The organism is Bradyrhizobium quebecense (assembly GCF_013373795.3).
GTDB lineage: Bacteria > Pseudomonadota > Alphaproteobacteria > Rhizobiales > Xanthobacteraceae > Bradyrhizobium > Bradyrhizobium quebecense.
Genome location: NZ_CP088022.1, coordinates 5,532,987 through 5,557,740, shown reverse-complemented (window position 1 = coordinate 5,557,740; position 24,754 = coordinate 5,532,987). Strand labels below are relative to the sequence as shown.

Here is a 24,754-nt window from a genome sequence, read left to right as displayed (position 1 = left end):
TCACACCTCGAGCCATTCCTCGCGAATGGCGGCATTCGCCTTGAGCTGGTCGGGGGTGCCTTCGAACACCACGCGGCCGTGGCCCATGATGTAGACCCGGTTCGAGATCTTCATCGCGATCGAGAGCTTCTGCTCGACCAGCAGGATGGCAACGCCGGCCTTGGCGATCCGCGCGATCAGCTCGCCGACCTGCTGCACGATCAGCGGTGCGAGGCCTTCGGTCGGCTCGTCGATCATCATCAATTCGGGGTCGCCGAGCAGGGTGCGGCAGGTGGTCAGCATCTGCTTCTCGCCGCCCGAGAGCACGCCGGCCGGCGTGTCGGCGCGGCGGGCGAGGTTGGGAAACATGTCGAGCATCTCCTGCAGCCGCCACTTGCCGGGGCGGCGCGGGTCCTTGATGCCGAGGATCAGGTTCTGGCGAACCGTCAGGCTCGGGAAGATGTCGCGATGCTCCGGCACATAGCCGAGCCCAAGGCGGGCGATCTTGTGGCTCGGCAGGCCCGCGATGTCCTTGCCCTTGAAGCGGATGGTGCCTTGCGGCGGCACCTCGCCCATGATCGCCTTGACGGTGGTCGAGCGGCCGACGCCGTTGCGACCGAGCAGGCTGACGACCTCGCCGGCGGCGATGTCGAGATCGACGCCCTGCAGGATGTGGCTCTTGCCGTAATAGGCGTGGAGATTCCTGACCTCGAGCATCAGTCGACCTCCTCGCCGAGATAGGCTTCCTTGACCTTCGGGTTGCCGCGGATCTCCTCCGGGGTGCCGGAGGCGATGATGTGGCCGTAGACCAAGACCGAGATGCGGTCGGCAAGCCCGAACACCACGCTCATGTCGTGCTCGACGATGACGAGCGTGCGTCCTTCGGTGAGGCGGCGGATCAGCGCGACGGCGCGCTCGGTCTCGGCGTGGCTCATGCCCGCGGTCGGTTCGTCCAGCATGATGACGCTGGCGCCGCCCGCGATCGTAATACCGATCTCGAGCTCGCGCTGCTCGGCATAGGTGAGCAAGCCCGCCGGTACGTCGCGGCGATGGCTGAGATGGATGTCGTCGAGTATCTGCGCGGTGCGCTGCTTCACCTCGGGCAGGTTGTCGACGTTCTTCCAGAACGCATAGCGGTGGCCGGTCGCCCACAGCACGGCGCAGCGGACGTTCTCCCACACCGTCATGCGGGCGAACACGTTGGTGACCTGGAACGAGCGCGACAGGCCGCGCCGGTTGATCTCGAACGGCCGCAGCCCCGAGGTGACCTCTCCGTTCAGCCGGATCTCGCCCGAGGTCGGCTTGATGTGGCCGCTGATCAGGTTGAACGTCGTCGACTTGCCGGCGCCGTTCGGGCCGATGATGGCGTGGCGCTCGCCCTTGGCGACGCTCAAATTGAGGTCGCGGATGATGGCGACATTGCCGAAGCTCTTCTCGACGGCGTTGACTTCGATGGCAGCGGTCATGCGAGATACCCCCGATCACGGGCCACCGTCGCGGCGCGATCCCAGGCTTCGGCAATGCGCCGCCAGGTGATGCGCGCGACCAAGAAGCCGCCGACCACCAGAACCGCGGCGGCCGCCCAGGTCGTCGGTGCCGTGGCGACGAAGGGAATGCCGAGCAGGTTGATGGCGTCGCCGCCCGAGAAGCGCGCGACCGTCTCGATGGCGAGGATGATGCCGAGCGCCAGCGCCAGCGTCGGGATCGCCGCGACCAGATAGGACGGGATCACGGTGCCAAGGGTGCCGGCGCGGATCAGCGGACGGTGCTTCATCAAGATGCCGGCGATGCCGCCCGGCGCGAACATCACGATGGCGATGAAGATGATGCCGAAATAGAGCTGCCAGACCGAGGTGACGTTGGTCAGCCCGAGCTGCAGGTACGTCACCAGGATGGCGCCGAGGATCGGACCGAAGAAATAGGCGGTACCGCCGATGAAGGCTGCGAACAGCACGAGGCCCGACTGCGTCGCGCCGAGATAGGCGGAGTTGGCGATCTCGAAATTGATCGCGGCGAGGCCGCCGGCGATACCGGCGAAGAAGCCGGCGAACATGTAGGCGAGATAGCGCACCACATGCGGATCGTAGCCGATGAACTCGACCCGCTCCGGATTGTCGCGCACCGCGTTGCAGATGCGCCCGAGCGGCGTGCGGGTCAGCGCGTACATCGCGATCGCCGAAACCATCACCCAGAACGCGATCAAATAGTAGACCTGGATCTGCGGCCCGAAGGTCCAGCCGAACAGCGGCATCAGCGAGGTGCGGTCGGTGGTGATGCCGGATTCGCCGCCGAACACGCTGCGCAGGATCAGCGACGACGAGGCGACCAGCTCGCCGATGCCGAGCGAGATCATCGCAAACACCGTGCCGGCGCGCTTGGTCATCACCCAGCCGACCAGCAGTGCGAAAGCCATGCCGCCGATGCCGCCCATCAGTGGGATCACCGGCAACGGGATCGGCAAGTTGTGGCTCGCGACGGCGTTCATGGCGTGGACGGCGAGGAAGCCGCCGAGGCCGTACTGCACGGCATGTCCGAACGACAGCAGCCCGGTCTGGCCGAGCAGGATGTTGTAGGACAGTGCGAAGATGATCGCGATGCCGATCAGGCTGAACGAGGTCAGCGAGCCGCCGGAGGAGAACACCAGCGGCAGCACGACGAGCGCTGCGGCTGCGATCAGCCAGATGCCATAGAAGCTCAGGGCGCCGCCGGACTCTTCTTTGGCCACTGCGGGAGCGGGGGTCACAGCGTTGCTCATGACTCGCGCGTCCCCAGCAGGCCCATGGGGCGGAAGATCAGGACCAGCACGAGCAGCAGATAGGGCAGGATCGGCGCGATCTGCGCGATCGTGACGTTCCAGATGTCGGTCAGCGGCGAGGCGCCGAGGCTCGGATCAAGCGGCCCGAACACGCTGGCGAGCGAACCATTGAGCGCGACCGCAAAGGTCTGGATCAACCCGATCAGGAGCGAAGCGATGAAGGCGCCGGGCAGCGAGCCGAGGCCGCCGAATACGATGACGACGAACAGGATCGGCCCGAGCAGCGCGGCCATGTCGGACTGGGTCACCAGCGAGGGCCCGGCGATGACGCCCGCAAGACCCGCCAGCGCGCTGCCGACGCCGAACACCAGCATGAACACGCGGCCGACATTGTGGCCGAGATGGCCGACCATGCTCGGATGGGTCAGCGCGGCCTGCACGATGAGGCCGACCCGCGTCCGCTTCAGCGTGACCAGGAGCGCGATGAAGATCACGACTGAGACCACCAGCATGAAGATCTTGTAGGCGGGGTAGTTGGTGGAGAACACGGTGAAGGCTGGAAAGTCGAGTGCCGCCGGAACCCGATAGTCGACCGGGCTCTTGCCCCAGATCATCGAGACGATTTCCTCGATGGCGAAGGCGAGACCGAAGGTCAGCAGCAGTTCGGCGACATGGCCATGCTTGTGGGTGTTGCGCAGGCCGTAGCGCTCGACGCCCATGCCGACCACGCCGACCAGCAGCGGTGCAATTACCAGCGCCGGCCAAAAGCCGATCCAGCGGGTGAGCTGAAAGCCGAAGAACGCGCCCAGCATGTAGAAGCTCGCATGCGCGAAGTTGAGCACGCCCATCATGCTGAAGATGACGGTCAGTCCGCTGGACAGCAGAAACAACAGCATGCCGAACAGGACGCCGTTGAGCGTCGAGATGACGATGAGCTCAGCCACGGCGCACCCGCTTGAGACTGGAACGATTCACGTGATCAATAACCTGTCGGTGAAATGGACTACGGCACCACTACGCTGCCGGAAGGCGAACGCCTCCGCAACCCTGCGGTCGCGGAGGCGCCTTGCCGCGGCCGATCAGGGCCGCTTCATGTTGCAGGTGGTCGGAAGCATCGTCTGATCGGTGTCGATCCTGGAGACTGGGTGCCAACCCCAGCCGGTGTTCTCTTCGTCGAACGGCTCCTTGGCCTTGTCGGCCAACGTTCCGAACGAGGAGATGATGATCGGCTGGAAGAACTGGTGGTCGTCCTTGCGCATGAAGCCGTCGCCGCCGTCGAACACGTCGAACTTCATGCCCTCGAGTGCGGCCGCGACTTTCACCGGATCGATCGAATTGGCCTTCTCGGCGGCGGCCTTGAACATCCGCATCTCGTTGACGGCGCGCGGATACCACACGGAAATGCCGGTCTTGGCGCGGAAGTCCTTCTCGAAATCCATCGCCGCCTTGTTGCCGGAGTTGGGGATGCCCTCGCTGATCTGGAACACCTGGTGGTCGAGACCGGTCTGCTTGATCGCGGTCGGTCCGCCGGCGCCGCCGGCATAATAGGTGTACCAGTTGACCTTGAGGCCGGCATCGGCCGCGGCCTTCAGCAGCAGCGCGAAGTCCTGTCCCCAATTGCCGGTCACGACCGTGTCGGCGCCGGATGCCTTGATCTTGGCGATGTAGGGCGAGAAGTCGGTGACCTTGAGCATCGGGTGCAATTCGTCGCCGACGACCTGGATATCGGGCCGCTTTTCGCCCAGCATCTTGCGCGCCGAGGTGCGCACCGACTGGCCGAACGAATAGTCCATGTTGATCAGATAGACCTTCTTGATCGACGGCTGGCCCTTCATGTAGTTGGTCAGCGCTTCCATCTTGATGTCCGAGTTCGCATCCCAGCGGAAATGCCAGTAGCTGCACTTCTCGTTGGTCATGCTCGGATCGACCGCGGCGTAGTTGAAGTAGAGCACTTCCTTGCCGGGGTTGCGCGAGTTGTTCTTGGTGACGAAGTCTTCCAGCGCTGCACCGACCGACGAGCCGTTGCCCTGGGTGATGTAATGGATGCCGGCGTCGACCGCCTTCTGCGCCTGCACCAGGCTTTCCTGCGGATTGGTCTTGTTGTCGAGCGGGACGATCTCGACCTTGTGGCCGAGGATGCCGCCCTTGGCGTTCAATTCGTCGGCGAGATACTGAAACGTCTTCAGGCCGCCTTCGCCAACGCTGGCGCCGCCGCCGGAGAGCGGATCGATATAGCCGATCTTGATGGTTTCCTGCGCGGACGCCGCGCCTCCCAACACCGTCAACGCTGCCGCAGCGGCAACGATCAGCTTACGCATCCTGCGTTCCTCCCATGCTCATGTTTCTGATTGATCTTCAGCGATCGAGGCCGTCTCAATAACCCCAATTGCCGCGCCTCCGCAACTTTCGCTTTGAATATGGCGTCAAGTTTTAGCGAAAGGTAGTATGATGTTATAGGCTATTTGCCTTCGGAATTGGTCGCTGTTTTGAATTACAGGTAAACTTTTGGATGAGGCCTGCGCTCGCCCGCTTGGCTCATCATCTGGAACCGATGTCGTCCCCTCCATATAGGCGGGCCGATGCTCCAGCATCGCTAAAGCAACTGGGAGGCGAATTGGCGGCTCAGGCCGGATGCCGGCGCGGCTTGAGTCCCGAAAGAAACAACCGCGCGAAATGATCGGCGATCTCGGCCGGAGACCAGTCACGCGTGGTCTTGAACCAGATCGGATACCAGTGGCCCATTCCGGTCAGAATACGCTCCGCGAAGTAGGTATCGATGCGGCGGAAGCGGCCCTCGTCGATCCAGCGCTGATAGCTGTCCTGGTCCTGCCGGATCGTCGCCAGCACCTGACCGACATAGGCCTTCCGGTCAACGTCGTTGAGATAGTTGATGTTGTGGTAGGTCGCCTTCGGGCCGCAGGGCGTGTCGTGCAGCATCAACAGCAAGCGGATCCTCTGCACGATGTGATCGAATGCGCCGAGGCGCTGGTCTTGCAGGTGCTCGCGAATGCTGATCTCGCCGGCGAGCCCGCGTCGCAGGCAAGCCAGCAGCAGGCTCTCCTTTTCGCTGAAGTGATAGTAGATGCCGGCGCGGGTCATGCCCGCATCCACGGCGATGCTCTCGAGCGACGTGCCTGACGCGCCCCTGCGGTTGAAGCTGTCGGAGGCAATCGAAAGCATCCTGTCGAACTTTGCAGCCCGCTTGTTCAACGCCGCGCGAGATTCCAGGAATGGGGCAAGGCTGAGCGGTTCGGGCATCTCGGGGACCGCGATCTCGCGCCGGTAAACGCCGTGCGTGATGATGTCGTCGATGGCATCGATCGCCTGCTGGCGCGTGTAGTAGTCGCGTTCGGACAGCCAGAACGGAACCCAGTCCAGGATGGAGATGAGCGCCACCGCCGTGAGCAGCGGTTCGTCGCAGGCGATCGAGCCGTCCGCTACGCCCCGATCCAGAATTTCCGCAAGCCGCGCGGCATTCTGCCAGCGCTTGGCGTGGACTTCGCTGCTGTAGGGCGCAGCAAGCGCATCGATGTCAGTGAACAGAATCATGCGCTGGGCTTCAGACCGCAGCCTGCCGCGCACGAAGCGTCTGATAATCTCGAGCCCGTCGATGCCGGGCTCGGCCGCCGTTTCAATCTCGTGCCGATAGATCGCGAGGCCGCGCAGATAGCAGTGGAAGATCAGATCTTCCTTGTCGCGGAAATAGTGGTACAGCGCGCCCGGCACGGCCCGCACGGACGCCGCGACCTGCTCCATCGTCACGTTCGCGTAGGAGTGGCGGGCAAACAGCCGGGAAGCTGAGAGGAGGATTTCTTCAGCCCGATCCGTCGGGTCGGCGGCGACTTGCAAGCTCGAATGCCCTTCCTGATCGCGGAACGAAAATCCGTACGCGAGATAATCCCCTTGGCAGCAGCTTGTCGATCTGCGATAGACGTTGGTATACCATACACCAGCGGCTTTTGGAGAGAGCATGGCGCGCAACATTCTGATCCTTGGGGCTTCCTACGGCTCCCTGCTGGGGACCAAGCTTCTGATGGCGGGGCACAACGTGTCCCTGGTGTGCCGGAAGAACACCGCCGACCTGATCAACCGCGACGGCACCGAGGTGCGCATCAAGCTGCGTGACGAGAGGGAGCATCGCTCGATCTTCTCGCGCGACCTGCCGGGCAAGCTCGACGCCGTTACGCCCGCCGATGTCGACGTGTCGCGCTACGACATGGTCGGTCTGGCGATGCAGGAGCCGCAATACACCAACCACACGGTTCGCGTACTGATGATCAAGATCGCGGCGGCGAAACTGCCCTGCCTGTCGATCATGAACATGCCGCCGCTGCCGTATCTGAAGCGGATCCCCGCGCTCGCCGGCATGGACCTCGAGGAGGCCTACACCAACGCCCAGGTCTGGGAGCGCTTCGAGCCGGGCCACGTCACGCTTTGCTCGCCGGATCCGCAGGCGTTCCGTCCGCCGGAGGAGAAGGCCAACGTGCTGCATGTCGGCCTGCCGACCAATTTCAAGGCTTCGGTTTTCGCCGACGACAAGCACAACATGGTGTTGCGCGAGCTCGAAGCCGACATCGACGCGGTGACGCTCGACGGCCAGGACGTTCCGGTGAAGCTGAAAGTGTTTGACTCGCTGTTCGTGCCGCTGGCGAAGTGGTCGATGCTGCTGACCGGCAATTATCGCTGCATCACGCCGACTGAGCCGCAATCGATCCGCGACGCCGTGCACGGCGACCTCAAGCGCTCGCAGGCGATCTATGACCATGTCGACGCCATCGCGCGGAAGCTCGGCGCCGACCCTGCCGATCAGGTGCCGTTCGCGAAATACGCCAAGGCGGCCGAAAGCCTGCTCAAGCCGTCCTCGGCGGCCCGCGCGGTCGCCGCCGGCGCGCCCTTCATCGAGCGCGTCGATCTGCTGGTGAAGCTGATCTCGCATCAGCTCGGTACGCCGAGCGCCGAGATCGACCGCACCGTGGAGACCGTCGATCAGAAGCTGAACGAGAAGATCGTGCAGGGCGGCTCGGGCGCCGAGTGACAGAGCGCGCGTTGGCGGGGGCGGGAGCGCCCTCGCCATGCATCGGTGATCAGCAAAGTGCAGAACCGCGACTGCCGAACGCATGGCTCCGCCTCCCCAGCTGAGATAGGCTCGCGCAGTTGCGGTTGGGAGCCACGGACATGCCGATCAAAACGCTTCCTCTTCTTGCAATCTATGGCGATCTGGATCGCGCGCGGGACATCATGCGCGCCTGGCAGCCGCTCGACCAGCTTTCGCCCGATGATGCCGAGATCGTCGTGAAGGCGATCGCCGAGGGCATCGCGCGCGGGCGCAGGCACGGGCTGGAGATAGGGCAGTGTGGTCTGGCGGCGTAGGCAACGCGCTGAGCATTCTGATATCGCCAGCACGTGAGGTGAGCGCGCCGGTCAGGCTCCCTCTCCCCTTGCGGGAGAGGGTGGGGAGAGGGGTGCCCCGGGCGAGATGATTGAATGCGCATCGCTATCGCAACACCGATGGCGTGTCTCGCTCGAGATTCTGCCGAGAGAGTCCGCCGTGCGGCACCCCTCTCCCCAACCCTCCCCCGCAAGGGGGGAGGGAGCCCTTCCGCCGGTGGCTCCATCACGTTGAAGCTAGAGAGGTCGCGCCGCTAGCTCTGCTGCTTCACGGCCAGAATCGTTACCGCGCGGGTCTGGTGGCTCGGCGTCTTGAAATCGATCGTCTGGCCGACTGAAAGCCCGATCAGCGCGGCGCCGACCGGCGTCAGCACCGAGATGCGCCGCAGCGCGATGTCGGCTTCGTGCGGATACACCAGCACGACTTCCCTGACGTCGCCGGTCTCGTCGTCGCGGTAGCGCACGCGCGAGCCCATGCGGACCACGTCGGGCAGTTCGGAATCGTCGGCGACGACCCGGGCCCGGTCGGTCTCGCGGGCAAGGAACTGGGCCACGCGCGGAAACACCGCCATGCTGGAATCGGCCAGCGCGCCGAGGCGATGCGCCTCGCTCGCGGTGATGACGATCGGCGGCAATGCAGGAGCGGTAAAGTCGTTCTGAATGGTTCGGGTCATGTCGGATGATCTTTGCGGTTGATCGCGGGCGCGGCGACGCCGGCGCGCGGATGTCTCGCGCGATGCGACGGGCCGAATGATTTTGATGATGTTATGATTTTGACGATGTCGAGAATCCGGACGGCGCGCGATCGCCGGCCGGCTAATTGCCTGCGTGCAGACGTCCAGCGCGCAAACCGAGGCGCGCAATGCGGGTGTCGATGCTCAACATGTCGATCATGGCATCATCAACATAGCCGCTCGCGACGTCGCATCCATTGCGGCGAAAGCGCGCACGCGCCGGGTGGAACGACGCGCCATCGCAGCAACAGCTTGGCGTCAGGGCTGGCCGATGCCGGTGAGGCCGAGCACCGCGCCGGCGGCGAGCGCGAGCAGCGGATGGATGCGGCTGGTGGTGGTGGCGATCGCGACCATTGCCGCGATCAGGATGGTGCCCCAGTTCGAGGCGGAGGCATGGGTGATGACGATGGCGCTGGCGGTGACGAGGCCGGCGGTGACCGGAACCAGCCCGGCCTGCACCGTGCGGCGCCACGGCCGGTCCTTGAAGCGTTCCCAGAGCCGCAGCGCGAAGCCGGTGACGAGCGACGACGGCCCGAACTTGGCGAGCGACGTCACCAATACGCCCGAGAAGCCGGCGACATGCCAGCCGACCAGCGGGACCACCATCATGTTCGGTCCCGGTGCGGCCTGCGCCAGCGCGAACAGCGCGCCGAATTCCTGTGCCGTCATCCAGTGATGGATATCGACCACCTGGCGCTGCATCTCAGGCAGGATGGTGTTGCCGCCGCCGAAGGCGAGCAGCGAGAGCTCGGCGAAGATCAGTGCGAGCGTGACCAGGGTTCCGGTCATGACGCCTGCCTCGATCTGAGGAGAATGCTGAGCGGCGCGAGCGTCAATAGCGTCGGCAGCAGCGGCAATCTGAACACCGCGATCGCCAGCACGCAGAGCGCGCCGATGACGAGGCCGAGCACATCGCGGCGCAACGGCCAGGCGATCTTGATCGCGGTGGAGATCAGGAGCCCGGCTGCCGCGGCGGCGAGGCCGCCGAACAGATGACGCACCACCGGGTCGTCGGCGAAGCGGCCATAGATCACGCCGAGCCCGATCACGACCGCGGTCGGCACCGCGATCAGGCCGAGGATCGAAGCGAACGCACCGGGAATGCCGCGAAACTTCAGCCCGACCGCCACCGACATGTTGATGATGTTGCCGCCGGGCAGGAACTGGCAGAGCCCGAGCAGGTCGGTGAACTCAGCGCCGGTCAGCCAGCCGCGCTTCTCCACCATCATGTGGCGCGCCAGCGGCAGCACGCCGCCGAAACCGGTCAGTCCGAGAATGAAGAAGCCCATGAACAACTCGCCGACATCAGGTGCGTCATGCTTGGCGGTCTGTGCGGCGGGTATGGCGTCCATCGGCGGGGCGGCTCCGGTTCGTTCGTTGTTGAACCGACTCTAGTTGGCCGCGTGCCAAATATCCAATATATGGATAAGGGAATTTGCATATCTATTGCATATGGATCGCCTGATGATCGAGCTGCGCCATCTCCGCTATGCCGTCGCGGTCGCCGACGAGGGTCACATCACCCGCGCCGCCGCGCGGCTCGGCATCCAGCAGCCGCCGCTGAGCCAGCAGATCCGCGCGCTGGAAGCCGCGATCGGCGCGCCGCTGTTTCGCCGGCAGCCGCGCGGGGTCGAGCTGACCGCCGCCGGCCGTGCCTTCGTCGGCAAGGCGCGCGCGATCCTGCGCGACACCGAGCTCGCGGTGGAAGCCGCGCGCCGCGCGAGCCGCGGCCAGGAAGGGCAGCTTGCGATCGGCTTCACGTCGTCGGCCGCCTTCCATCCCTTCGTCACCGGCGTGATGCGCGAAATGCGCGAGCGCGCGCCGGCGATCACGCTGTCGCTGGAAGAGGCCTCGACCGGCGAGCTGATCGAAGCGGTCGAGGCCGACCGGCTCGATGCCGCATTCGTGCGCTCGCCGAGCGAGCGGCTGGAGAACCTCACGATCACGCATCTGCTCGACGAGGAGATGCTGGTCGCGTTGCCCGACCATCATCCGCGCGCCCGCAAGGACACGCGCCGGCGGATTTCGCTGGCCGCGCTCGCCGACGAGCCGCTGATCCTCTACCGCCGTCCGACCGGGCCCGGCCTCTACGACAGCATCATCGCCGCCTGCCGCGCGGCGGGCTTCAGCCCGAAAGTGGCGCAGGAGGCGACGCGGATGGTGTCGACGCTGAGCCTCGTCGCGGCCGGGCTCGGCATTTCGATCGTGCCGGAATCGATGGCGCGGCTGGAGACCGCAGGCGTGTCCTATCTCCGGCTCGACCGCGCCACCGGCCTGGTCGCGCCGCTCGCGCTGGCCCGCAAGAAGGGCCCCGCCGCCGGCACGCTCGGCCGCTTGCTCGGGATCGTGACGCGGCGGGTGAAGGACCGGGCCGCCATTTGAGGCAGTGTCGCGCGACGTAGCCGGGCGTCAGCGCAGGCCCCGCGGATGGCGTGGAATGTGGGGAGTTTGGCGAACGCGCGCGTCCGGGCGCGGCTAGATAGCTCCCATCGAACTCTGATGCCGGTGCGTCGATCGCAACAGCTCAGTCGTGTCCGGGGGCCTCGGGTTCAATCACCACAGCGAAAGGCAGTTCAATGGCACGTTTCCCTGTCCATACGCTTGACTCCGCCCCCGAAGCCTCGAAGGCGGGCCTGCGTGACGTCGAGGCGCGGTTTGGCATGATCCCTAACCTCGCCGCGACGATGGCGACGTCACCGGTGCTGATCCAGAGCTTCATCGGCATCTTCGACAAGGTTCACAGCGGCAGCTTCACCGAGCAGCAGATCCAGACCGTGCTGCTCACCGATGCGGTGACCAATGGCTGCACCTGGGCGGTCGCACTGCATTCCGCGCTCGGCCTGCAGGCCGGTCTCGATCCGGCTGACGTCGACGCGATGCGTGCCGGCCGCTCGCCCGCCGACAAGACCCTCGGCGCGCTCTCGACGCTGGCGAGATCGCTGATCGAAAAGCGCGGGCGGCTCGACGACGAGGAGATCGAACGATTCCTGGCGGCCGGGTTCTACAAGGACCTCGTGCTCGAGGTGATCACCATCGTGGCGGCATCGACCATCACCAACTACACCGGCAGCGTGACCAATCCGCCGCTGGAGCCGGGATTGCAGGCGCATGCCTGGAATGGCTGACGGGTTCTCGCCTGGGCGCTAATCACTTGCACGCTGGCCGCGTGGCCGGCGTGCGCTTCAGCGCGCGAATCTGGCGCGGTAATCCTGCGGTGTGGTCGACAGCACGCGCAGGAAGCTGCGGCGCATCGTCTCCTCGGATCCGAAGCCGCAGCGCTGCGAGATTCGCTTGACCGGCAAGCGCGTCTCCGAGAGCAGGTGCCGGGCGCCCTCGACCCGCAACCGCTCGATCGCGCGGGCCGGCGTCAACCCGGTTGCATCAGCGTAGTGCCGGCTGAAGCTGCGCTCGCTCATGCCGGCCTGTTTCGCCAATGTCGAAAGCGAGAGGTCGTTGGCCAGATGGCCGCTGATCCAGTCATGCAGCGCGCCGAACCTGTCGTCGGTCGTTTGCAGCGACAGGATTTCGCTGAACTGCGCCTGTCCGCCCGGCCGCTTGAAGAACACCACGAGATAGCGGGCGACGGCAAGCGCCGCCGCGCGGCCGAGGTCTTCCTCCAGCAGTGCGAGCGCGAGATCGATGCCGGACGTGACGCCGGCCGACGTCCAGAACGATCCGTCGCGAACGAAGATCGGATCGGACTCGACACGAACATCGGGAAAGCGCTCGGCGAGTTCCGAACAGAATTGCCAGTGGGTCGCGGCTCGACGGCCATCGAGAACGCCCGATGCGGCGAGCAGGAACGCACCGGTGCAGACCGACGCGGTGCGGCGTGCTTGCCCGGCGCGTCCGCGCACCCAGTCCACCAGGACGCGATCGGCCGCCGCTGCGTTGACGCCGTCGCCGCCCGGAATCACCAGCGTGTCGACCGCAGTGCTGACGGCGGGCAGCGGGTGCACCGCGAGCCCGACGCCGGCCGATGCTTCGATCGTGGGCCCATCCTTGGCGACGACGCGGACCTCATAAGGCTCGGCATTGCCTGCCCTGGCCGCCAGCGCGTTGGCGGATGCGAACACCTGCAATGGCCCGGTGACATCGAGCAATTGCACCGCCGGATAGGCCAGCACTTCGATCAGGCGGCGATCTTTTGGCGAGAAACGTGGGCTGGTTGGCGTCATCGCCGAAACGTGCCGCGCTAGATTCGCTTTGTCCATAGTTCAAGCGAAGTTTGAGGGAAGTTCGATGATTGCTCATGATGTCCACTTGCGGATCGGATCACTGCTGTTCGAAGGCGTCGATCAAATCGACTTGACCGGGCCGTTCGAGGTGCTGTCGCGGATTCCGCATTCGACCTACCGCATCTACGGCAAGACCGCCGAGCCTGTCCGCGACATCAAGGGATTGCGGCTGACACCAGATGCGACGCTGGCCGATGCACCGCCGCTCGATGTGCTGCATGTGCCGGGCGGCTTCGGTCAGCAAGCCTTGATGGAGGACGCCGAAGTGCTCGGCTGGATCAGCCGGCAGGCGGCGGGGGCATGCCGCATCTTCTCGGTTTGCACGGGTGCGCTGATCTGCGGCGCGGCCGGGCTTCTGAAGGGGCGCAGGGCGACGACACATTGGGCGTCGTTTCATCTGCTGCCGTTCTTCGGCGCTACGCCCGTGAACCAACGCGTGGTGGTGGACGGAAGCTTTGTCTTCGCCGCCGGAATCACGGCAGGCATCGATGGGGCATTGCGGCTCGCCGCCGAATTGCGCGGCGATGATGCCGCGCGCGCGATCCAGCTCTATATGGTGTATGCGCCGGAGCCGCCGTTCGACTGCGGCACGCCGGAGACCGCGCCACCCGAGATCCTGCAGCAGTCGCGCGAGGCCGTGCGCGCGATCACGGCGCAGCGGGAGGAGACCGCACGCCGCGTGGCCGCCAGGCTGGGTGTCGTGGTGCAGGGAGATTGAGAGCCGCGCTTCAGGTGCGCTCTAATTTCCCGGCTCGAAAGTGCAGTCGGCGCCGCCGCCGGCCTTGTCCTTGATCACCTTTGGATCGAGTGTGCAGGACAGTTTCGACAGCGCCTCGTAGATCGTGCCTGCGGCGCCGTCGGGCGGCACGCCGGCCAGCGCCACGGTTGCGTAGATCGCGTTGGCCTCGCTGCCCTTCACGGTGTGGGTCCTGCTGCCGAAGGTCAGCGCGCAGGAGCGCGAGGTGATGTCGACATTGCTGGCGCGGCAGACGACCTTGTCGGCGGTGACGGTGATCTTCCTGGCATAGCGAACATTGCTGTTGCCGCCAAAGAACGCGGCGACCGCCTTCTTCTCCTTGGCCGGCAGCGGCGAATAGGGTGCCACCACGCCTACGAGCGCCAGCGCGACCGAGCCGGACGTGGTCGCGGGCGCAGCCCATGCGGCTGACGAGGCCAGCGACAATGAACATGCGAGGATCGTCAATCGGCCAAGTCTCATTCCAAGTCTCATTCCCGTCTCCTGTATCTGCGCTTTCCGCGGCGCGGAATCGCTAGCACGCCTTGTGACCTGAATGGGTGATGCCGTTCACACGCGATCCCGCAACTTCACGTGAGGCCGGTGCGCGCATAGGGCAGGGCGGCCCCGCGCGGATCGGCTTGCGCGATCGCGCCATCGGCGTCACAGTCCGCTCCGCGGCAGCGATGCCGCCAACAACCAAGACAAGAAGTTCAGTCCGAGGAACGGAACATCTAGGGAGCATCATGGCGGCCATGCGCATCGACTGCGACATCCATCCCGCGGTGGGGGGAACGCGCACCACGCTGCTGCCTTATCTCAGCGATCACTGGAAGGAACAGGTGGTCAGCCGCGCCATCGACGGGCTGGACCTCAATTCCTATCCGCCGTCGATGCCGCTGTCCGGCCGCGCCGACTGGCGGCCGGCCGACGGCCGCAAGCCCGGCAGCGATCTCGCCATGGTGCAGCGCGGCGCGTTCGACCAGCTCGGCGCCAGTCACGCCATCTGCAACGTCGTCTACGGCGCGCAGGCGGTGTTCGATCCCTACATGGCGGCGGACTTCTGCAAGGCGATCAACGACTGGATCGCGGCGGAGTGGCTTGCCAGGGACACGCGGCTGCGCGCCTCGATCGTGGTGCCGATCCAGGCACCGGACCTCGCGGTCGAGGAGATCGAGCGCCGCGCCGGTGACAACCGCTTCGTCTCCGTGCTGGTGCCCTCGCAAGGCGAGATGCTGCTCGGGCGGCGGCACTACTGGCCGATCTATCAGGCCGCGGAGAAACACAGACTGCCGATCGCAATCCACGCCGGCAGCGCCTATCGCGGCGCGCCGAGCTCGATCGGCTGGCCGTCCTATCGCTACGAATATTATCTCGCCGAAGCGCAGGCGTTCCAGGCGCAGACATTGAGCCTGATCTATGAGGGCGTGTTCGGGAAGTATCCGCGCTTGACGGTCGTGCTGATGGAGTCGGGCGTCAGCTGGCTGCCGGCCTTCATGTGGCGCGCCAACAAGACCTGGCGCGGCGTCCGCGTCGAGGTGCCGTGGGTCGAGCGCGAGCCGGCCGCGATCATCCGCGACCATTTCCGCGTCACCATGCAGCCGTTCGACGCGCCGATGGATGCGACCGGCGTCGCCGACATCATCGACCAGATCGGCTCCGACAAGATGTTCCTGTTCGCGTCCGACTATCCGCACTGGCAGTTTGACGGCGACGATCCGGTCCCGCGATATCTGCCTGACAGCATCGTCAGGCGGATGTGCCAGGATAATCCGCTGGAAACGTTTCCGCGCCTGAAGCTCGATTCTTAGATTCAATGGAGGATCGCATGAGTGACGTCATCGACCGCCCGATGCTCGACCTGGAGACCGCCGCCGCGACGCGGCTCAAGATCATCGATTGCGACATCCATCCGAGCATTCATGCGCACAGCGACCTCAACGAGTTCCTGCCAAAGCGCTGGCAGCAGCATCTCAAGGAATATGGCAGTCATCTGCGCACGCCCTATATCGGCACCACGCCATATCCGCGCTCCTCGCCGCTGATCGCGCGGCGCGATGCCTGGCCGCCGACCGGCGGCGTGCCGGGCTCCGACCTCGATTTCATGCGCAAGCAGCATCTCGACCCGTTCGACGTCGAGTTCGGCATCCTGCAGGTGCTCGACCTCTTCATCTTCTCGCAGCAGAATCTGGAATTCGGCGCCGCCATCCAGCGCGCCATCAACGACTGGCAGCTCGCCTTCTGGGCGCACCGCGATCCGCGCCTGAAGGCCTCGATCCTGGTCGGGCAGGACGGCTCCGACCTCGGCCTCGCCGAGATCGACCGTTGCGCCAAAACCGGTGAGTATATCCAGATCAACGTGTCGCCGCGCGCCAACGAGCCGCTCGGCCGCCGGCGCTACTGGCCGATCTACGAGCGTGCGCAAGAGCTCGATCTGCCGCTCGGTATCCATGTTGGCGGCTATGGCGGGCATGCGCCGACCGGCGGCGGCTGGCCGTCCTACTACTGCGAGGAGCATCAGTCGAACGCGCATACGGTGGCCTCGAACCTCACGAGCCTTGTGCTGGAAGGCGTTCCCGAGCGCTTCCCGAAACTGAAGATCGTGTTCATCGAGGGTGGCTTCGGCTGGATCCCCGCCACGATGTGGCGGATGGACCAGCATTTCGAGCGCTTCCGCAGCGAGGTGCCGCATCTAAAGCGCAAGCCGAGCGAATATGTGAAGGAGCATTTCTGGTTCACGACCCAGCCGATCGACGAGCCGGATGAAGCGAAGCACCTGCGCCAGCTGATCGAATGGGTCGGGATCGACCGGCTGCTGTTCTCGTCGGACTATCCGCACTGGGACTATGACGACGCGCGCTACGCCTTCAAGACGCCGCTGACGGACGCCGAGCGGCGCAAGATCTTCAACAGCAACGCCCGCGCGGTCTACAAGTTTTAGGATCATGAGATTAGGACGAGTAGCAACCGCGACGGAACCGAGCCCCCTCTCCCGCTTGCGGGGGAGGGTTGGGGTGGGGGTGTCGCCGCTTGCGACACTCTTCGTGTGGAGAGAGCCCCCACCCGTATCGCATCTAGCGATGCGATACGACCTCCCCCGCGAGCGGGAGAGGTGCAGCGCGTCTGTTGCCGAACCGTTTCAAGCTGACCTCACCCTGCGCTAGGATTCAGATGGCCCGTCACATCGTCGCGCGCACCAGTGAGATTCCTGCCGGCGGCAACAAGGTGTTCGGCCTCGAGGGCCGCGACATCGTCGTGTTCCACGTCAATGGTGAGTTCTTCGCGCTGCTCAATCGCTGTCCGCATGAGGGCGCGCCGCTGGAGAAGGCGGCCTGCGTGGCGCGCCTGACGTCGCCGGAGCCCGGCATCTATCAGCGCGACCGTGTCGGCGAGATGCTGCGCTGTCCGTGGCACGGCTGGGAATTCGACATGCGCAACGGCCAGTCCTGGTTCGATCCCAAGCGGTTCAGGATCCGCTCCTATCCGGTCGCGGTCGAAAGCGGCGCCGAGTTGCAGAAGGGGCCGTATGTCGCCGAGACGTTTCCGGTCCATATCGAAGATGATTACGTGATCGTTGAGGTGTAAGGGCTGCGTCGTAAAACCCTTCACGCTGGGACAAGCCCAGCCATTGACGGTGTTATTGCAATATTCGCAATAATGAAGTTCCAACGGCAGTAATTATAATATCGAATGCAATAGGCCACCTTGAGGTCGCGGTCGGGATGACCCCGCCCACGACATCAGGAACGGCACCATGAAGCTTTATCACTTTGCTCTCTCCGGCCACGCGCACCGCGCCCGCCTGTTCATGTCCCTGCTGGGCATTCCGCACGAGCTGGTCGACGTCGACCTCAAGTCCGGGGCGCAGAAGACGCCGGAGTTTCTCGCGCTCAATCCGTTCGGCCAGGTGCCGGTGCTGGACGATGACGGCACCATCGTTTGTGACTCCAATGCGATCCTCGTCTATCTCGCAACCAAGCTCGGCCGCACCGACTGGCTGCCACAGGATGCGAAAGGCGCGGCCATGGTGCAGCGCTGGCTGTCGGTCGCGGCCGGCGATCTCGCATTCGGTCCCGCCGCGGCGCGGCTGATCACGGTGTTCGGCGCGAAGTTCAATCCGGACGACGTGATCGCTCGCGCCCACGTCCTGCTGAAGCGGCTCGAAGCCCATCTCGCCGAGCGCGACTGGCTGGTCGGCGCGCAGCCGACCATCGCCGATGTCGCGCTCTACAGCTATCTGTCGAGCGCGCCCGAAGGCAACGTCGATCTCTCCGCCTACCCGCGCGTCAACGCGTTCCTGCGCCGGATCGAGGCGCTGCCGGGCTTCGTGCCCTTTGCCAAGACGCCCGCCGGTCTGGCGGCGGCTGCGTGATAGGTCGACCGGGCGTGCCTGCGGGCGCGCCCGTCCAACCCCGAAAGGGAGGGCGACGCAATGAGCGACAGGCGAACCAAGAGCAAGCTCGCGACCTGGCACGCCGGCGAGATGGCGATCCAGCAGAAGGTCGGTGTCGCCGAGAAGATGGCGGCGGTCGGCCAGCGCGCGGTGCGCGATTTCATGCCCGACCAGCATCGCGATTTCTTCGCGCAGATTCCCTTCGTCGTGGTCGGCAGCGTCGACCGGAGCGGTGACGTGTGGGCCTCGTTGCTGGCCGGCCGGCCCGGCTTCATCGCCTCGCCGACGCCGCGCAGCCTCGAGATCGATGCGCGGCCTGACGCCAGCGATCCCGTCAGCGAGGGCATGCGCGAGGGCGATGCGATCGGAATATTGGGAATCGAATTGCACACGCGGCGTCGCAACCGTGCCAACGGGCTGCTCCGTGCATCGTCAGGCAAGGCGCTCAGCTTCGAGCTCGACCAGAGCTTCGGCAATTGTCCGCAATATATCCAGCTGCGCGATTTCGCCTTCGTGCGCGAGCCGAATGAACCGTTCAAGGGAGAAATTGAGGAAAGCACGACGCTGGATCAGGCCGCGCGCGACACGATCGCGGCGGCGGATACGTTCTTCGTGGCGTCCTATGCCGAGCGCGAGGATCGTCGCCAGGTCGACGTCTCGCATCGCGGCGGCAGAGCGGGTTTCGTCCGCGTCGCCGCCGACGGCGCGCTCACGATCCCCGATTTCGCCGGCAATCTTTTCTTCAACACGCTCGGCAACATCCTCGTCAACGGCAAGGCGGGGTTGGTGTTCGTCGATTTCGAAACCGGCGACATGCTGCAGCTGACCGGCGACGCCGAGGTGGTCCTGGACTCGCCCGAGATCGCGGCGTTCCAGGGCGCCGAACGGCTGTGGAGTTTTCGTGCCCGCCGCATGGTGCGCAGGCGCGGTGCGCTGCCGCTGCGCTGGGCGCTCCGGGCCGAAGGCTGGTCGCCGAATGCCTTGATGACCGGCGACTGGGCGCAGGCCGCCGACCGGCTCCGTGCGGCGGAGCGCGCCACGCAGTGGCGCCCGTTCAAGGTCACCAGGATTGTCGACGAGAGCCGTTCGATCCGCTCGTTTCATCTGCAGCCGGACGATGGCGCAGGGCTGCTGCCGCATCAGGCCGGACAGCATCTGCCGATCCGCCTCACATTGCCCGGCTCCGACAAGCCGGTCATTCGCACCTACACATTGTCGGTCGCGCCGTCGGACGCCATGTACCGCATCAGCGTGAAGCGCGACGGGCTGGTGTCGCAGCATCTCCACGACACGATCCATGTCGGCGACATCATCGAGGCGCGCGCGCCGGGCGGCGGCTTCACGATCGATGCGCGCGAGAAGCGGCCGGCGGTGCTGCTTGCCGGCGGCGTCGGCATCACGCCGATGCTCGCGATGCTGCGCCACTTGGTCTATGAGGGGCTGCGCACCCGCGGCATCCGGCCGACATTCCTGTTCCAGGCTGCGCATGCCAGGGCCGAGCGCGCGTTCGGTGACGAGTTGCAGCAGCTGGCTGAGACCGCCGGCGGCGCAGTCCGGATCATCCGCGTCCTCAGCGACGTCGATGGCGCCGAGCAGGGCACGGACTACGATGCCGCGGGACGGATCGACATGGCGCTGCTGTCGCGCGTCCTGCCGTTCAACGATTACGATTTCTATCTGTGCGGGCCGCCGCAGTTCACGCAATCACTCTATGACGCCCTGCGCCGCTACAACATTGCCGACGGCAGGATTCACGCCGAGGCGTTTGGTCCATCGCCGCTGGTGAGGAAGGCGGACGTGGTCACAACAGTGCCGCCGCGCCGGCCGGCTGCGACCACGCCGGTCCCGGTCGCCTTCACTGCATCGATGAAGGAAGCGCGCTGGACGCCGGAGTCGGGAACACTGCTCGAACTGGCAGAGGAGCGCGGCCTCAGCCCCGCGTTCAGTTGCCGTGAAGGCAATTGCGGAAGCTGTCGAACCCGATTGTCGGCAGGCGCCGTCACCTATCTGAAGGAGCCGACTGCCGAGGTGGCTGACGAGGAGGTGCTGATCTGCTGCGCCGTGCCGGCGAAGCCGGATGGCGACGACGAGGGCCGGGTCCAGCTGGATCTTTGATCAGCCGAGTTCGCCGACCACGCAATCCGCGCGGCGCGCCGTCGCGGCTGCTCAGCCCATGCTGCCCGGCATGAAGCAGCGCGGCCGTGGGTGGCCATCGAGGTAATACGGCCAGACCATGGTGCGGCCGGCGCGGTTCGGGCCGGCAACGACGGCCTCGTCGGGAACGTCGACCCATTCACCCTCGAGGCGGACGCGATAGTGGCCGTCCTTGGTGTCCCAATCGGCATCGTCGACGCGCTGCGCGTCGCTGCCGTCGCAGCAGGGTCCCTTGCCGCTATGCAGGCTCTCGTACCAGCCGTTCAACTCGGGATGCTGGTGATCATGGGCTCGCACTGGGCCGAGCGCCGGCAGCGCCAGCAAGCCGGTGGCAAAAAGCATCGCACGCCAAAACGGTTTGTTCATCTGATCCCAGATCCGGAAAGGCCCAGCAGCCAATCCGGACATGGTCATCGCACGCGCGACATCAATAAGATGATGTATATCATATATTCACATTCATGCGAGGGCGCAGTGTACCGCCGGGCCAGCAAACTCAGGCGAGCAGGCCCATCACCTGGTCGATCACGGCCTTCACCCGTTTTGGATCCGGCCTTTGGTGCGCGAGCGCCAGCAGCCCGGCATGCACGACCATGATGGTGTGCGCGGTGACGTCGGGGTCAAAGCCCTTTCTGAATTCGGCGCGGTCGGCGCGCAGCCGCGCGCGCAACAGCTCTTCGAGCCGCCGGTTGTAGCGTTCGATGCTCTTGCGGAGTTCGGCCTGATCGAGCGAGCCGTCGGTCGCGGAATTGATCGACAGGCAGCCGCGCTGTCCTTTCTCGCCCGAGCAGTAGGGGATGAAGCCGGTCAGCCACTGCCTGATCGCCTCACGGGCCGGCACAGGCTGTGCCAGCACGCGCTCGGCCCAGCCCAGAATGCCGTCATGATAGCGGTCCAGCACCTTGAGGAACAACGCGTTCTTGTCGCCGAACGCAGCATAGAGGCTGGGCTTCGCGACGCCGCTCGCCGCCGTGATCTCGTCGAGCGAGGTCGCCTGAAAACCCTTCTGCCAGAACACCTGACGGGCGATTTCCAGGACATCGTCCGGATCGAAGCTGCGCGGCCTTGCCATCTCGCTATTTTATGTACTCCCGCGTCGGATGTGAAGCCTTCACCTTGCCGTGAAGGCAGTTGGGGCCATTGACGTCATCCATATTCTGTACTTACTAGTACATAACGAAACCGGGAGATCGTGCGATGAAGGCTGTTCAGGTGGTTGCGTTCGGACGTGCCCAGGATGTGGTCAAGCTCAATGAGGTGCCCGACGTCGGCAGCCCCGGTCCCAACGAGGTCGTGGTCGTCGTCGAGGCTGCGCCGATCAACAACTCGGATTTCATGATCATCGCCGGGCGCTACGGCTATCTGCCGACGCCGCCGGCGACGCTCGGGATCGAAGGCGTCGGGCGGGTGGTTGCCGCGGGATCGCAGGTCAAGAACCTGAAGGTCGGCGATCGCACGTTGATCCCGTTCACGGTCCCGACCTGGACCGAACGCGTCAAGTTCACGGCGTCCTGGCAGCGGCCGTTGCCAGAGAAAGCGGATATCCAGCAACTCTCGATGATCGGGGTCAACCCGGCGACCGCCTATCTGCTGCTGACCGATTTCGTGAAGATTCCGCACGGCGGCTGGGTGATCCAGAACGGCGCCAATTCAGCGACGGCGCGGGCGGTGATCGCCGTCGCCAAGTCGCTCGGGCTGAAGACCGTCAACGTCGTCCGGCGCGAGGAGGTCGTGGACGAGGTCAAGTCGGTCGGCGGTGATGTCGTGCTGGTCGACGGGCCGGATCTCGCCAAGCGGGTGGCCAAGGAGACCGGCGGAGCGCCGATCCCGCTGGCGCTCGACGTCGTCGGCGGCACGTCCGCCTTGAACCTGATGAATTGCCTGGCGCCGAAGGCGGTGCTCGTCATCTACAGCGCGATGAGCGGACAGCCGTTCTCCGGCTCGGCCTTGAGCGTGATCTTCAATGAAGTGTCCGTGCGCGGCTTCTGGCTCGGCCATTGGGGCAAGACCGCAACCGACGAGACCCTGGCCAGGATGTACGACCATCTCGTGCCGATGGTCGCATCCGGTGCGATCAGCGCGCCGGTTGTCGGGACCTATGCCCTCGAAGGATTCCCGGAAGCCATCGCCAAGGCGGCAGCATTCAAGGGCAAGGTCATCTTCACGCCGAACAGGGCCTGATCGACAGTTCGAGCAGGTCTTGCTGAGGCGCGCCGGTCCTTTGTCCGAAGCTCGCGGAACGCGCCGGGGTCCGGAGAACCGTGCGAGCGTTCACGCATGCTCACCCGCCCGCTGCGGCAGGATGAAGACCAGTGCCGCGATCGCAGCGGCGAGAGCGATCGATGCCGTGTAGCGGCTGAGCGCAAGGCCGCCGTGATCGAGCGGCTTGTCGAGGAAATCGCCGACGGTCGCGCCGAGCGGCCTGGTCAGGACGAAGGCGATCCAGAACAGCACCGTGTGCGACACCCGCGTCCAGAGATAGGCGGCGGCGACGATGGCGATGCCGGCGGCGAACACGATGGCGCCGCCGCCATAGCCGAGGCCGGTGGAGTCGGCCATCCAGTCGCCAAGCGCCGTTCCCAGCGTCTGCGAGAACAGGATCGTGATCCAGTAGAAGGTTTCGGCCGCCTTGTTGTCGATCGATGCGATCGAGACCGTTCCCATGGTGCGATGCCATGCGGCGAGGGACACAACGAGCAGTCCGGCGAGCAGCGATGAGCCGCCGAGATATCCGATCCCCAGCGAGCGGTCGACGAAATCGGCAAAGGTCGTGCCGACGGTCGTCGTCGCGATGATCACCGTCCAGTAGAGCAGCGGATGAAAGCGCTTCGCCGCCATCTGCGCCGCGACGGCAACAGCGAAGATGACCGCGAAGATCGCAGTGCCGACGAGATAGCCGAGATTCATCGACATCGTGACGGCGTCGCCGCCGGTTTCGCCGAGCGTCGTGGCGAGAATCTTGATGACCCAGAAGCCGAGCGTGACGGCGGGGACTTTTCCCGCGCGGTCGTCCGCGGCGGTGTCGTGCAACAATAATTCCATGGGGTTCTTCGCTCCGGGAGGCAGGACCGCCAGCGGGCGATGCCACTGGCGGATGGTCGAAATGCTGGATGGAGAGATCAGGCCTTCATCGAGTCCATGATCGACAGCAACTCGGCGAGCGCCTTCCTGCATTTGGCGGCATCCGGATTGGTCTCACGCACCGCCTCGAGCGCGCGATCGATCGCCTTGTCGACCGTGTGCCAGTCCGCGGCCGCGCGCGGCTTCAATCCGGCTTCCGCTTCGTCCCATTTGGTCTCGAGATCCTTGATCCGCGTCTTGGCGCCGGCCAGGTCGCCCTTGTCGAGCAGTGCCGCGACATCGGTGGCGATGCTGCGAAATGGCGCCAGGTCGCCGAGCCTGGAGGCGGCTGTCTGCGTGTGCGGCAGCAGCCTGAGGCCTGCGTTGGCATCGGGGAGCGGCTGGATGACTGCGAGCGCGACAATCGCCGTCGCAAGGCCGAGTGTCGTCTTGTTCATGGGTGGTTCTCCTGTGTGAGGGGCTTCGATTGGTGTCCGTCGGGGCGCATGTCGAATTCACGCGCCGCGCGACGCCTCGGGCTTTCCGCCGGCGTCGCCTTCGAACGACAGCCAGACGACCAGCGCGACGATCACCGTCAGGAAGGCGAGGCTGGTGTAGATCGTGCCGAAGCCGAGCCCGCCGTATTCACGGGCCTGGGACAGCAGGTCGCCGAACGATGCCCCGAGTGGACGCGTCAGGATGTAGGCGAGCCAGAAGGTCAGCACCGCATTGGCGCCGAGTGCGTAGGCTGCCGCGATCGCCGCGATCAGTGCCGCGAACGCGACCACCCCGACGTTGAAGCCAAGGCCCAGCGCTTCGGTCGCAAGATCGCCCGCAGCCGTGCCGAGCGCGAATGTGAAGAGGATCGCGGCCCAGTAGAACAGTTCGCGCCGTTTCGTCACGATGCTGTGGATCGACAGCGTCCGCTCGACCGAAAACCAGATCGCGAAGGTCGCGGCCAGGGCGATCGCGAAGGCGGCCGTACTGACGTAGAGGCTGATCTCGAGCTTGTCGGTCAGTGCATCAGTGATCTGCGTCCCGACGATGCTGACGAGCACGACCGTCAGCCAGTAGACCCATGGCACGTAACGGTCCATCCGCAGCTGGATGGCCAGCACTGCGGCTAGCAGCGTCATCATCAGCAGCCCCGTTACACTTGTTCCGAGGCCGACATGGACAGCGAGATAATCGGCGCCGGTCTCGCCGACCGTGGTCGACATGATCTTGATCAGCCAGAAGATGAGAGTGACTTCGGGGACCTTGTTCAGCACGCTGCGGCCGATGGGTCTGATATCCAGCACGGTGTGAAGCTCTTGG

27 protein-coding genes are annotated in these 24,754 nt (G+C 65.2%); 11 read left to right on the top strand and 16 right to left on the bottom strand.

Going from position 1 to position 24,754, the window contains the following annotated elements; translation table 11 throughout:
* The 6 genes from HU230_RS26825 to HU230_RS26800 form a co-directional block, all read right to left on the bottom strand.
* Positions 1–696 (bottom strand): ABC transporter ATP-binding protein, encoded by a 696-nt coding sequence (locus tag HU230_RS26825; protein ID WP_176529142.1) that lies wholly within the window; start codon positions 694–696, stop codon positions 1–3.
* Complete coding sequence (locus HU230_RS26820) at positions 696–1,445, bottom strand: ABC transporter ATP-binding protein (RefSeq protein ID WP_176529143.1); 750 nt, start codon at positions 1,443–1,445, stop codon at positions 696–698. Before HU230_RS26820 ends, HU230_RS26825 begins: the two co-directional genes overlap by 1 nt.
* The gene (locus tag HU230_RS26815) at positions 1,442–2,734 is read right to left on the bottom strand and encodes a branched-chain amino acid ABC transporter permease (protein ID WP_176529144.1); all 1,293 of its coding nucleotides are present in this window, start codon (positions 2,732–2,734) and stop codon (positions 1,442–1,444) included. The genes HU230_RS26820 and HU230_RS26815 overlap by 4 nt, the downstream gene beginning before the upstream one ends.
* Positions 2,731–3,678, bottom strand: a complete 948-nt coding sequence (locus HU230_RS26810; protein ID WP_173638683.1) for a branched-chain amino acid ABC transporter permease — start codon at positions 3,676–3,678, stop codon at positions 2,731–2,733. The genes HU230_RS26815 and HU230_RS26810 overlap by 4 nt, the downstream gene beginning before the upstream one ends.
* Positions 3,679–3,813: 135 nt before the next feature.
* Positions 3,814–5,052 (bottom strand): branched-chain amino acid ABC transporter substrate-binding protein, encoded by a 1,239-nt coding sequence (locus HU230_RS26805; protein ID WP_176529145.1) that lies wholly within the window; start codon positions 5,050–5,052, stop codon positions 3,814–3,816.
* A 304-nt stretch (positions 5,053–5,356) separates the two neighbouring features.
* Positions 5,357–6,706 carry a TetR/AcrR family transcriptional regulator gene (locus HU230_RS26800; protein WP_224944216.1) on the bottom strand — a complete coding sequence of 450 codons (1,350 nt, stop codon included), beginning with the start codon at positions 6,704–6,706 and terminating at the stop codon, positions 5,357–5,359.
* On the opposite strand from HU230_RS26800, the gene HU230_RS26795 reads away from it, so the two are divergent.
* Both HU230_RS26795 and HU230_RS26790 read left to right on the top strand, forming a co-directional pair.
* Positions 6,705–7,769: a ketopantoate reductase family protein gene (locus tag HU230_RS26795; RefSeq protein WP_176529146.1), complete on the top strand. Its 1,065-nt coding sequence runs from the start codon at positions 6,705–6,707 to the stop codon at positions 7,767–7,769. The genes HU230_RS26800 and HU230_RS26795 overlap by 2 nt on opposite strands.
* A 140-nt stretch (positions 7,770–7,909) precedes the next feature.
* A complete protein-coding gene (locus tag HU230_RS26790) occupies positions 7,910–8,104 on the top strand; it encodes a hypothetical protein (RefSeq protein ID WP_176529147.1) in 195 nt (64 codons plus the stop codon).
* 272 nt (positions 8,105–8,376) lie between these two features.
* Here the strand turns inward: HU230_RS26790 and rnk are convergent, their stop codons facing one another.
* The 3 genes from rnk to HU230_RS26775 form a co-directional block, all read right to left on the bottom strand.
* Positions 8,377–8,796 carry a nucleoside diphosphate kinase regulator gene (rnk, locus tag HU230_RS26785; protein ID WP_224943611.1) on the bottom strand — a complete coding sequence of 140 codons (420 nt, stop codon included), beginning with the start codon at positions 8,794–8,796 and terminating at the stop codon, positions 8,377–8,379.
* A gap of 318 nt (positions 8,797–9,114) precedes the next feature.
* Complete coding sequence (locus HU230_RS26780; protein ID WP_176529148.1) at positions 9,115–9,645, bottom strand: chromate transporter; 531 nt, start codon at positions 9,643–9,645, stop codon at positions 9,115–9,117.
* Complete coding sequence (locus tag HU230_RS26775) at positions 9,642–10,208, bottom strand: chromate transporter (RefSeq protein WP_176529149.1); 567 nt, start codon at positions 10,206–10,208, stop codon at positions 9,642–9,644. The genes HU230_RS26780 and HU230_RS26775 overlap by 4 nt, the downstream gene beginning before the upstream one ends.
* A 115-nt stretch (positions 10,209–10,323) precedes the next feature.
* Here HU230_RS26775 and HU230_RS26770 point away from each other — a divergent pair, with 115 nt between their 5' ends.
* Positions 10,324–11,238: a LysR family transcriptional regulator gene (locus HU230_RS26770; protein ID WP_207840362.1), complete on the top strand. Its 915-nt coding sequence runs from the start codon at positions 10,324–10,326 to the stop codon at positions 11,236–11,238.
* A 194-nt stretch (positions 11,239–11,432) separates the two neighbouring features.
* Complete coding sequence (locus HU230_RS26765; protein ID WP_176529151.1) at positions 11,433–11,981, top strand: carboxymuconolactone decarboxylase family protein; 549 nt, start codon at positions 11,433–11,435, stop codon at positions 11,979–11,981.
* A 57-nt stretch (positions 11,982–12,038) separates the two neighbouring features.
* Here HU230_RS26765 and HU230_RS26760 read toward each other — a convergent pair whose 3' ends face one another.
* On the bottom strand, positions 12,039–13,034 hold the full coding sequence (locus HU230_RS26760; RefSeq protein WP_176529152.1) for a GlxA family transcriptional regulator: 996 nt from the start codon (positions 13,032–13,034) through the stop codon (positions 12,039–12,041).
* A gap of 64 nt (positions 13,035–13,098) precedes the next feature.
* Between HU230_RS26760 and HU230_RS26755 the strand changes: the two genes are divergently transcribed.
* Positions 13,099–13,812 carry a DJ-1/PfpI family protein gene (locus tag HU230_RS26755; protein WP_176529153.1) on the top strand — a complete coding sequence of 238 codons (714 nt, stop codon included), beginning with the start codon at positions 13,099–13,101 and terminating at the stop codon, positions 13,810–13,812.
* Between the two features lie 21 nt (positions 13,813–13,833).
* Here HU230_RS26755 and HU230_RS26750 read toward each other — a convergent pair whose 3' ends face one another.
* A complete protein-coding gene (locus HU230_RS26750) occupies positions 13,834–14,325 on the bottom strand; it encodes a hypothetical protein (RefSeq protein ID WP_224943608.1) in 492 nt (163 codons plus the stop codon).
* A gap of 251 nt (positions 14,326–14,576) precedes the next feature.
* Between HU230_RS26750 and HU230_RS26745 the strand changes: the two genes are divergently transcribed.
* From HU230_RS26745 to HU230_RS26725, 5 genes are all read left to right on the top strand, one after another.
* Positions 14,577–15,641 carry an amidohydrolase family protein gene (locus HU230_RS26745; RefSeq protein WP_176529154.1) on the top strand — a complete coding sequence of 355 codons (1,065 nt, stop codon included), beginning with the start codon at positions 14,577–14,579 and terminating at the stop codon, positions 15,639–15,641.
* A gap of 17 nt (positions 15,642–15,658) precedes the next feature.
* A complete protein-coding gene (locus HU230_RS26740) occupies positions 15,659–16,771 on the top strand; it encodes an amidohydrolase family protein (RefSeq protein ID WP_176529155.1) in 1,113 nt (370 codons plus the stop codon).
* Positions 16,772–17,001: 230 nt separating this feature from the next.
* Complete coding sequence (locus HU230_RS26735) at positions 17,002–17,415, top strand: Rieske (2Fe-2S) protein (RefSeq protein ID WP_176529156.1); 414 nt, start codon at positions 17,002–17,004, stop codon at positions 17,413–17,415.
* Positions 17,416–17,584: 169 nt separating this feature from the next.
* A complete protein-coding gene (locus HU230_RS26730) occupies positions 17,585–18,202 on the top strand; it encodes a glutathione S-transferase family protein (protein WP_176529157.1) in 618 nt (205 codons plus the stop codon).
* A gap of 60 nt (positions 18,203–18,262) precedes the next feature.
* Positions 18,263–20,338, top strand: a complete 2,076-nt coding sequence (locus HU230_RS26725; RefSeq protein ID WP_176529158.1) for a 2Fe-2S iron-sulfur cluster-binding protein — start codon at positions 18,263–18,265, stop codon at positions 20,336–20,338.
* 51 nt (positions 20,339–20,389) lie between these two features.
* On the opposite strand, the gene HU230_RS26720 is transcribed toward HU230_RS26725, so the two are convergent.
* Positions 20,390–20,743 (bottom strand): hypothetical protein, encoded by a 354-nt coding sequence (locus tag HU230_RS26720; protein ID WP_224943605.1) that lies wholly within the window; start codon positions 20,741–20,743, stop codon positions 20,390–20,392.
* Between the two features lie 130 nt (positions 20,744–20,873).
* Positions 20,874–21,449, bottom strand: coding sequence for a TetR/AcrR family transcriptional regulator (locus HU230_RS26715; RefSeq protein ID WP_176529159.1), 576 nt, complete (start codon positions 21,447–21,449; stop codon positions 20,874–20,876).
* 125 nt (positions 21,450–21,574) lie between these two features.
* Here HU230_RS26715 and HU230_RS26710 point away from each other — a divergent pair, with 125 nt between their 5' ends.
* Positions 21,575–22,558, top strand: a complete 984-nt coding sequence (locus HU230_RS26710) for a zinc-dependent alcohol dehydrogenase family protein (protein WP_176529160.1) — start codon at positions 21,575–21,577, stop codon at positions 22,556–22,558.
* Between the two features lie 90 nt (positions 22,559–22,648).
* Here the strand turns inward: HU230_RS26710 and HU230_RS26705 are convergent, their stop codons facing one another.
* The 3 genes from HU230_RS26705 to HU230_RS26695 all read right to left on the bottom strand — a co-directional run bounded on the left by HU230_RS26705 (position 22,649) and on the right by HU230_RS26695 (position 24,729).
* Positions 22,649–23,419 carry a COG4705 family protein gene (locus tag HU230_RS26705; RefSeq protein ID WP_176529161.1) on the bottom strand — a complete coding sequence of 257 codons (771 nt, stop codon included), beginning with the start codon at positions 23,417–23,419 and terminating at the stop codon, positions 22,649–22,651.
* 77 nt (positions 23,420–23,496) lie between these two features.
* Complete coding sequence (locus HU230_RS26700) at positions 23,497–23,895, bottom strand: hypothetical protein (protein WP_176529162.1); 399 nt, start codon at positions 23,893–23,895, stop codon at positions 23,497–23,499.
* 57 nt (positions 23,896–23,952) lie between these two features.
* Complete coding sequence (locus tag HU230_RS26695; protein ID WP_176534849.1) at positions 23,953–24,729, bottom strand: COG4705 family protein; 777 nt, start codon at positions 24,727–24,729, stop codon at positions 23,953–23,955.
* Between the last annotated feature and the right edge of the window lie 25 nt (positions 24,730–24,754).

Coding starts and splice junctions, on each gene's coding strand:
- HU230_RS26730 (WP_176529157.1), top strand. CDS start 17,585: ATGAAGCTTTATCACTTTGCTCTCTCCGGCCACGCGCACCGCGCCCGC.
- HU230_RS26755 (WP_176529153.1), top strand. CDS start 13,099: ATGATTGCTCATGATGTCCACTTGCGGATCGGATCACTGCTGTTCGAA.
- HU230_RS26760 (WP_176529152.1), bottom strand. CDS start 13,034: ATGACGCCAACCAGCCCACGTTTCTCGCCAAAAGATCGCCGCCTGATC.
- HU230_RS26820 (WP_176529143.1), bottom strand. CDS start 1,445: ATGACCGCTGCCATCGAAGTCAACGCCGTCGAGAAGAGCTTCGGCAAT.
- HU230_RS26790 (WP_176529147.1), top strand. CDS start 7,910: ATGCCGATCAAAACGCTTCCTCTTCTTGCAATCTATGGCGATCTGGAT.
- HU230_RS26725 (WP_176529158.1), top strand. CDS start 18,263: ATGAGCGACAGGCGAACCAAGAGCAAGCTCGCGACCTGGCACGCCGGC.
- HU230_RS26765 (WP_176529151.1), top strand. CDS start 11,433: ATGGCACGTTTCCCTGTCCATACGCTTGACTCCGCCCCCGAAGCCTCG.
- HU230_RS26735 (WP_176529156.1), top strand. CDS start 17,002: ATGGCCCGTCACATCGTCGCGCGCACCAGTGAGATTCCTGCCGGCGGC.
- HU230_RS26775 (WP_176529149.1), bottom strand. CDS start 10,208: ATGGACGCCATACCCGCCGCACAGACCGCCAAGCATGACGCACCTGAT.
- HU230_RS26805 (WP_176529145.1), bottom strand. CDS start 5,052: ATGCGTAAGCTGATCGTTGCCGCTGCGGCAGCGTTGACGGTGTTGGGA.
- HU230_RS26720 (WP_224943605.1), bottom strand. CDS start 20,743: ATGAACAAACCGTTTTGGCGTGCGATGCTTTTTGCCACCGGCTTGCTG.
- HU230_RS26700 (WP_176529162.1), bottom strand. CDS start 23,895: ATGAACAAGACGACACTCGGCCTTGCGACGGCGATTGTCGCGCTCGCA.
- HU230_RS26745 (WP_176529154.1), top strand. CDS start 14,577: ATGGCGGCCATGCGCATCGACTGCGACATCCATCCCGCGGTGGGGGGA.
- HU230_RS26815 (WP_176529144.1), bottom strand. CDS start 2,734: ATGAGCAACGCTGTGACCCCCGCTCCCGCAGTGGCCAAAGAAGAGTCC.
- HU230_RS26795 (WP_176529146.1), top strand. CDS start 6,705: ATGGCGCGCAACATTCTGATCCTTGGGGCTTCCTACGGCTCCCTGCTG.
- HU230_RS26825 (WP_176529142.1), bottom strand. CDS start 696: ATGCTCGAGGTCAGGAATCTCCACGCCTATTACGGCAAGAGCCACATC.
- HU230_RS26705 (WP_176529161.1), bottom strand. CDS start 23,419: ATGGAATTATTGTTGCACGACACCGCCGCGGACGACCGCGCGGGAAAA.
- HU230_RS26750 (WP_224943608.1), bottom strand. CDS start 14,325: ATGAGACTTGGAATGAGACTTGGCCGATTGACGATCCTCGCATGTTCA.
- HU230_RS26740 (WP_176529155.1), top strand. CDS start 15,659: ATGAGTGACGTCATCGACCGCCCGATGCTCGACCTGGAGACCGCCGCC.
- rnk (WP_224943611.1), bottom strand. CDS start 8,796: ATGACCCGAACCATTCAGAACGACTTTACCGCTCCTGCATTGCCGCCG.
- HU230_RS26800 (WP_224944216.1), bottom strand. CDS start 6,706: ATGCTCTCTCCAAAAGCCGCTGGTGTATGGTATACCAACGTCTATCGC.
- HU230_RS26710 (WP_176529160.1), top strand. CDS start 21,575: ATGAAGGCTGTTCAGGTGGTTGCGTTCGGACGTGCCCAGGATGTGGTC.
- HU230_RS26715 (WP_176529159.1), bottom strand. CDS start 21,449: ATGGCAAGGCCGCGCAGCTTCGATCCGGACGATGTCCTGGAAATCGCC.
- HU230_RS26780 (WP_176529148.1), bottom strand. CDS start 9,645: ATGACCGGAACCCTGGTCACGCTCGCACTGATCTTCGCCGAGCTCTCG.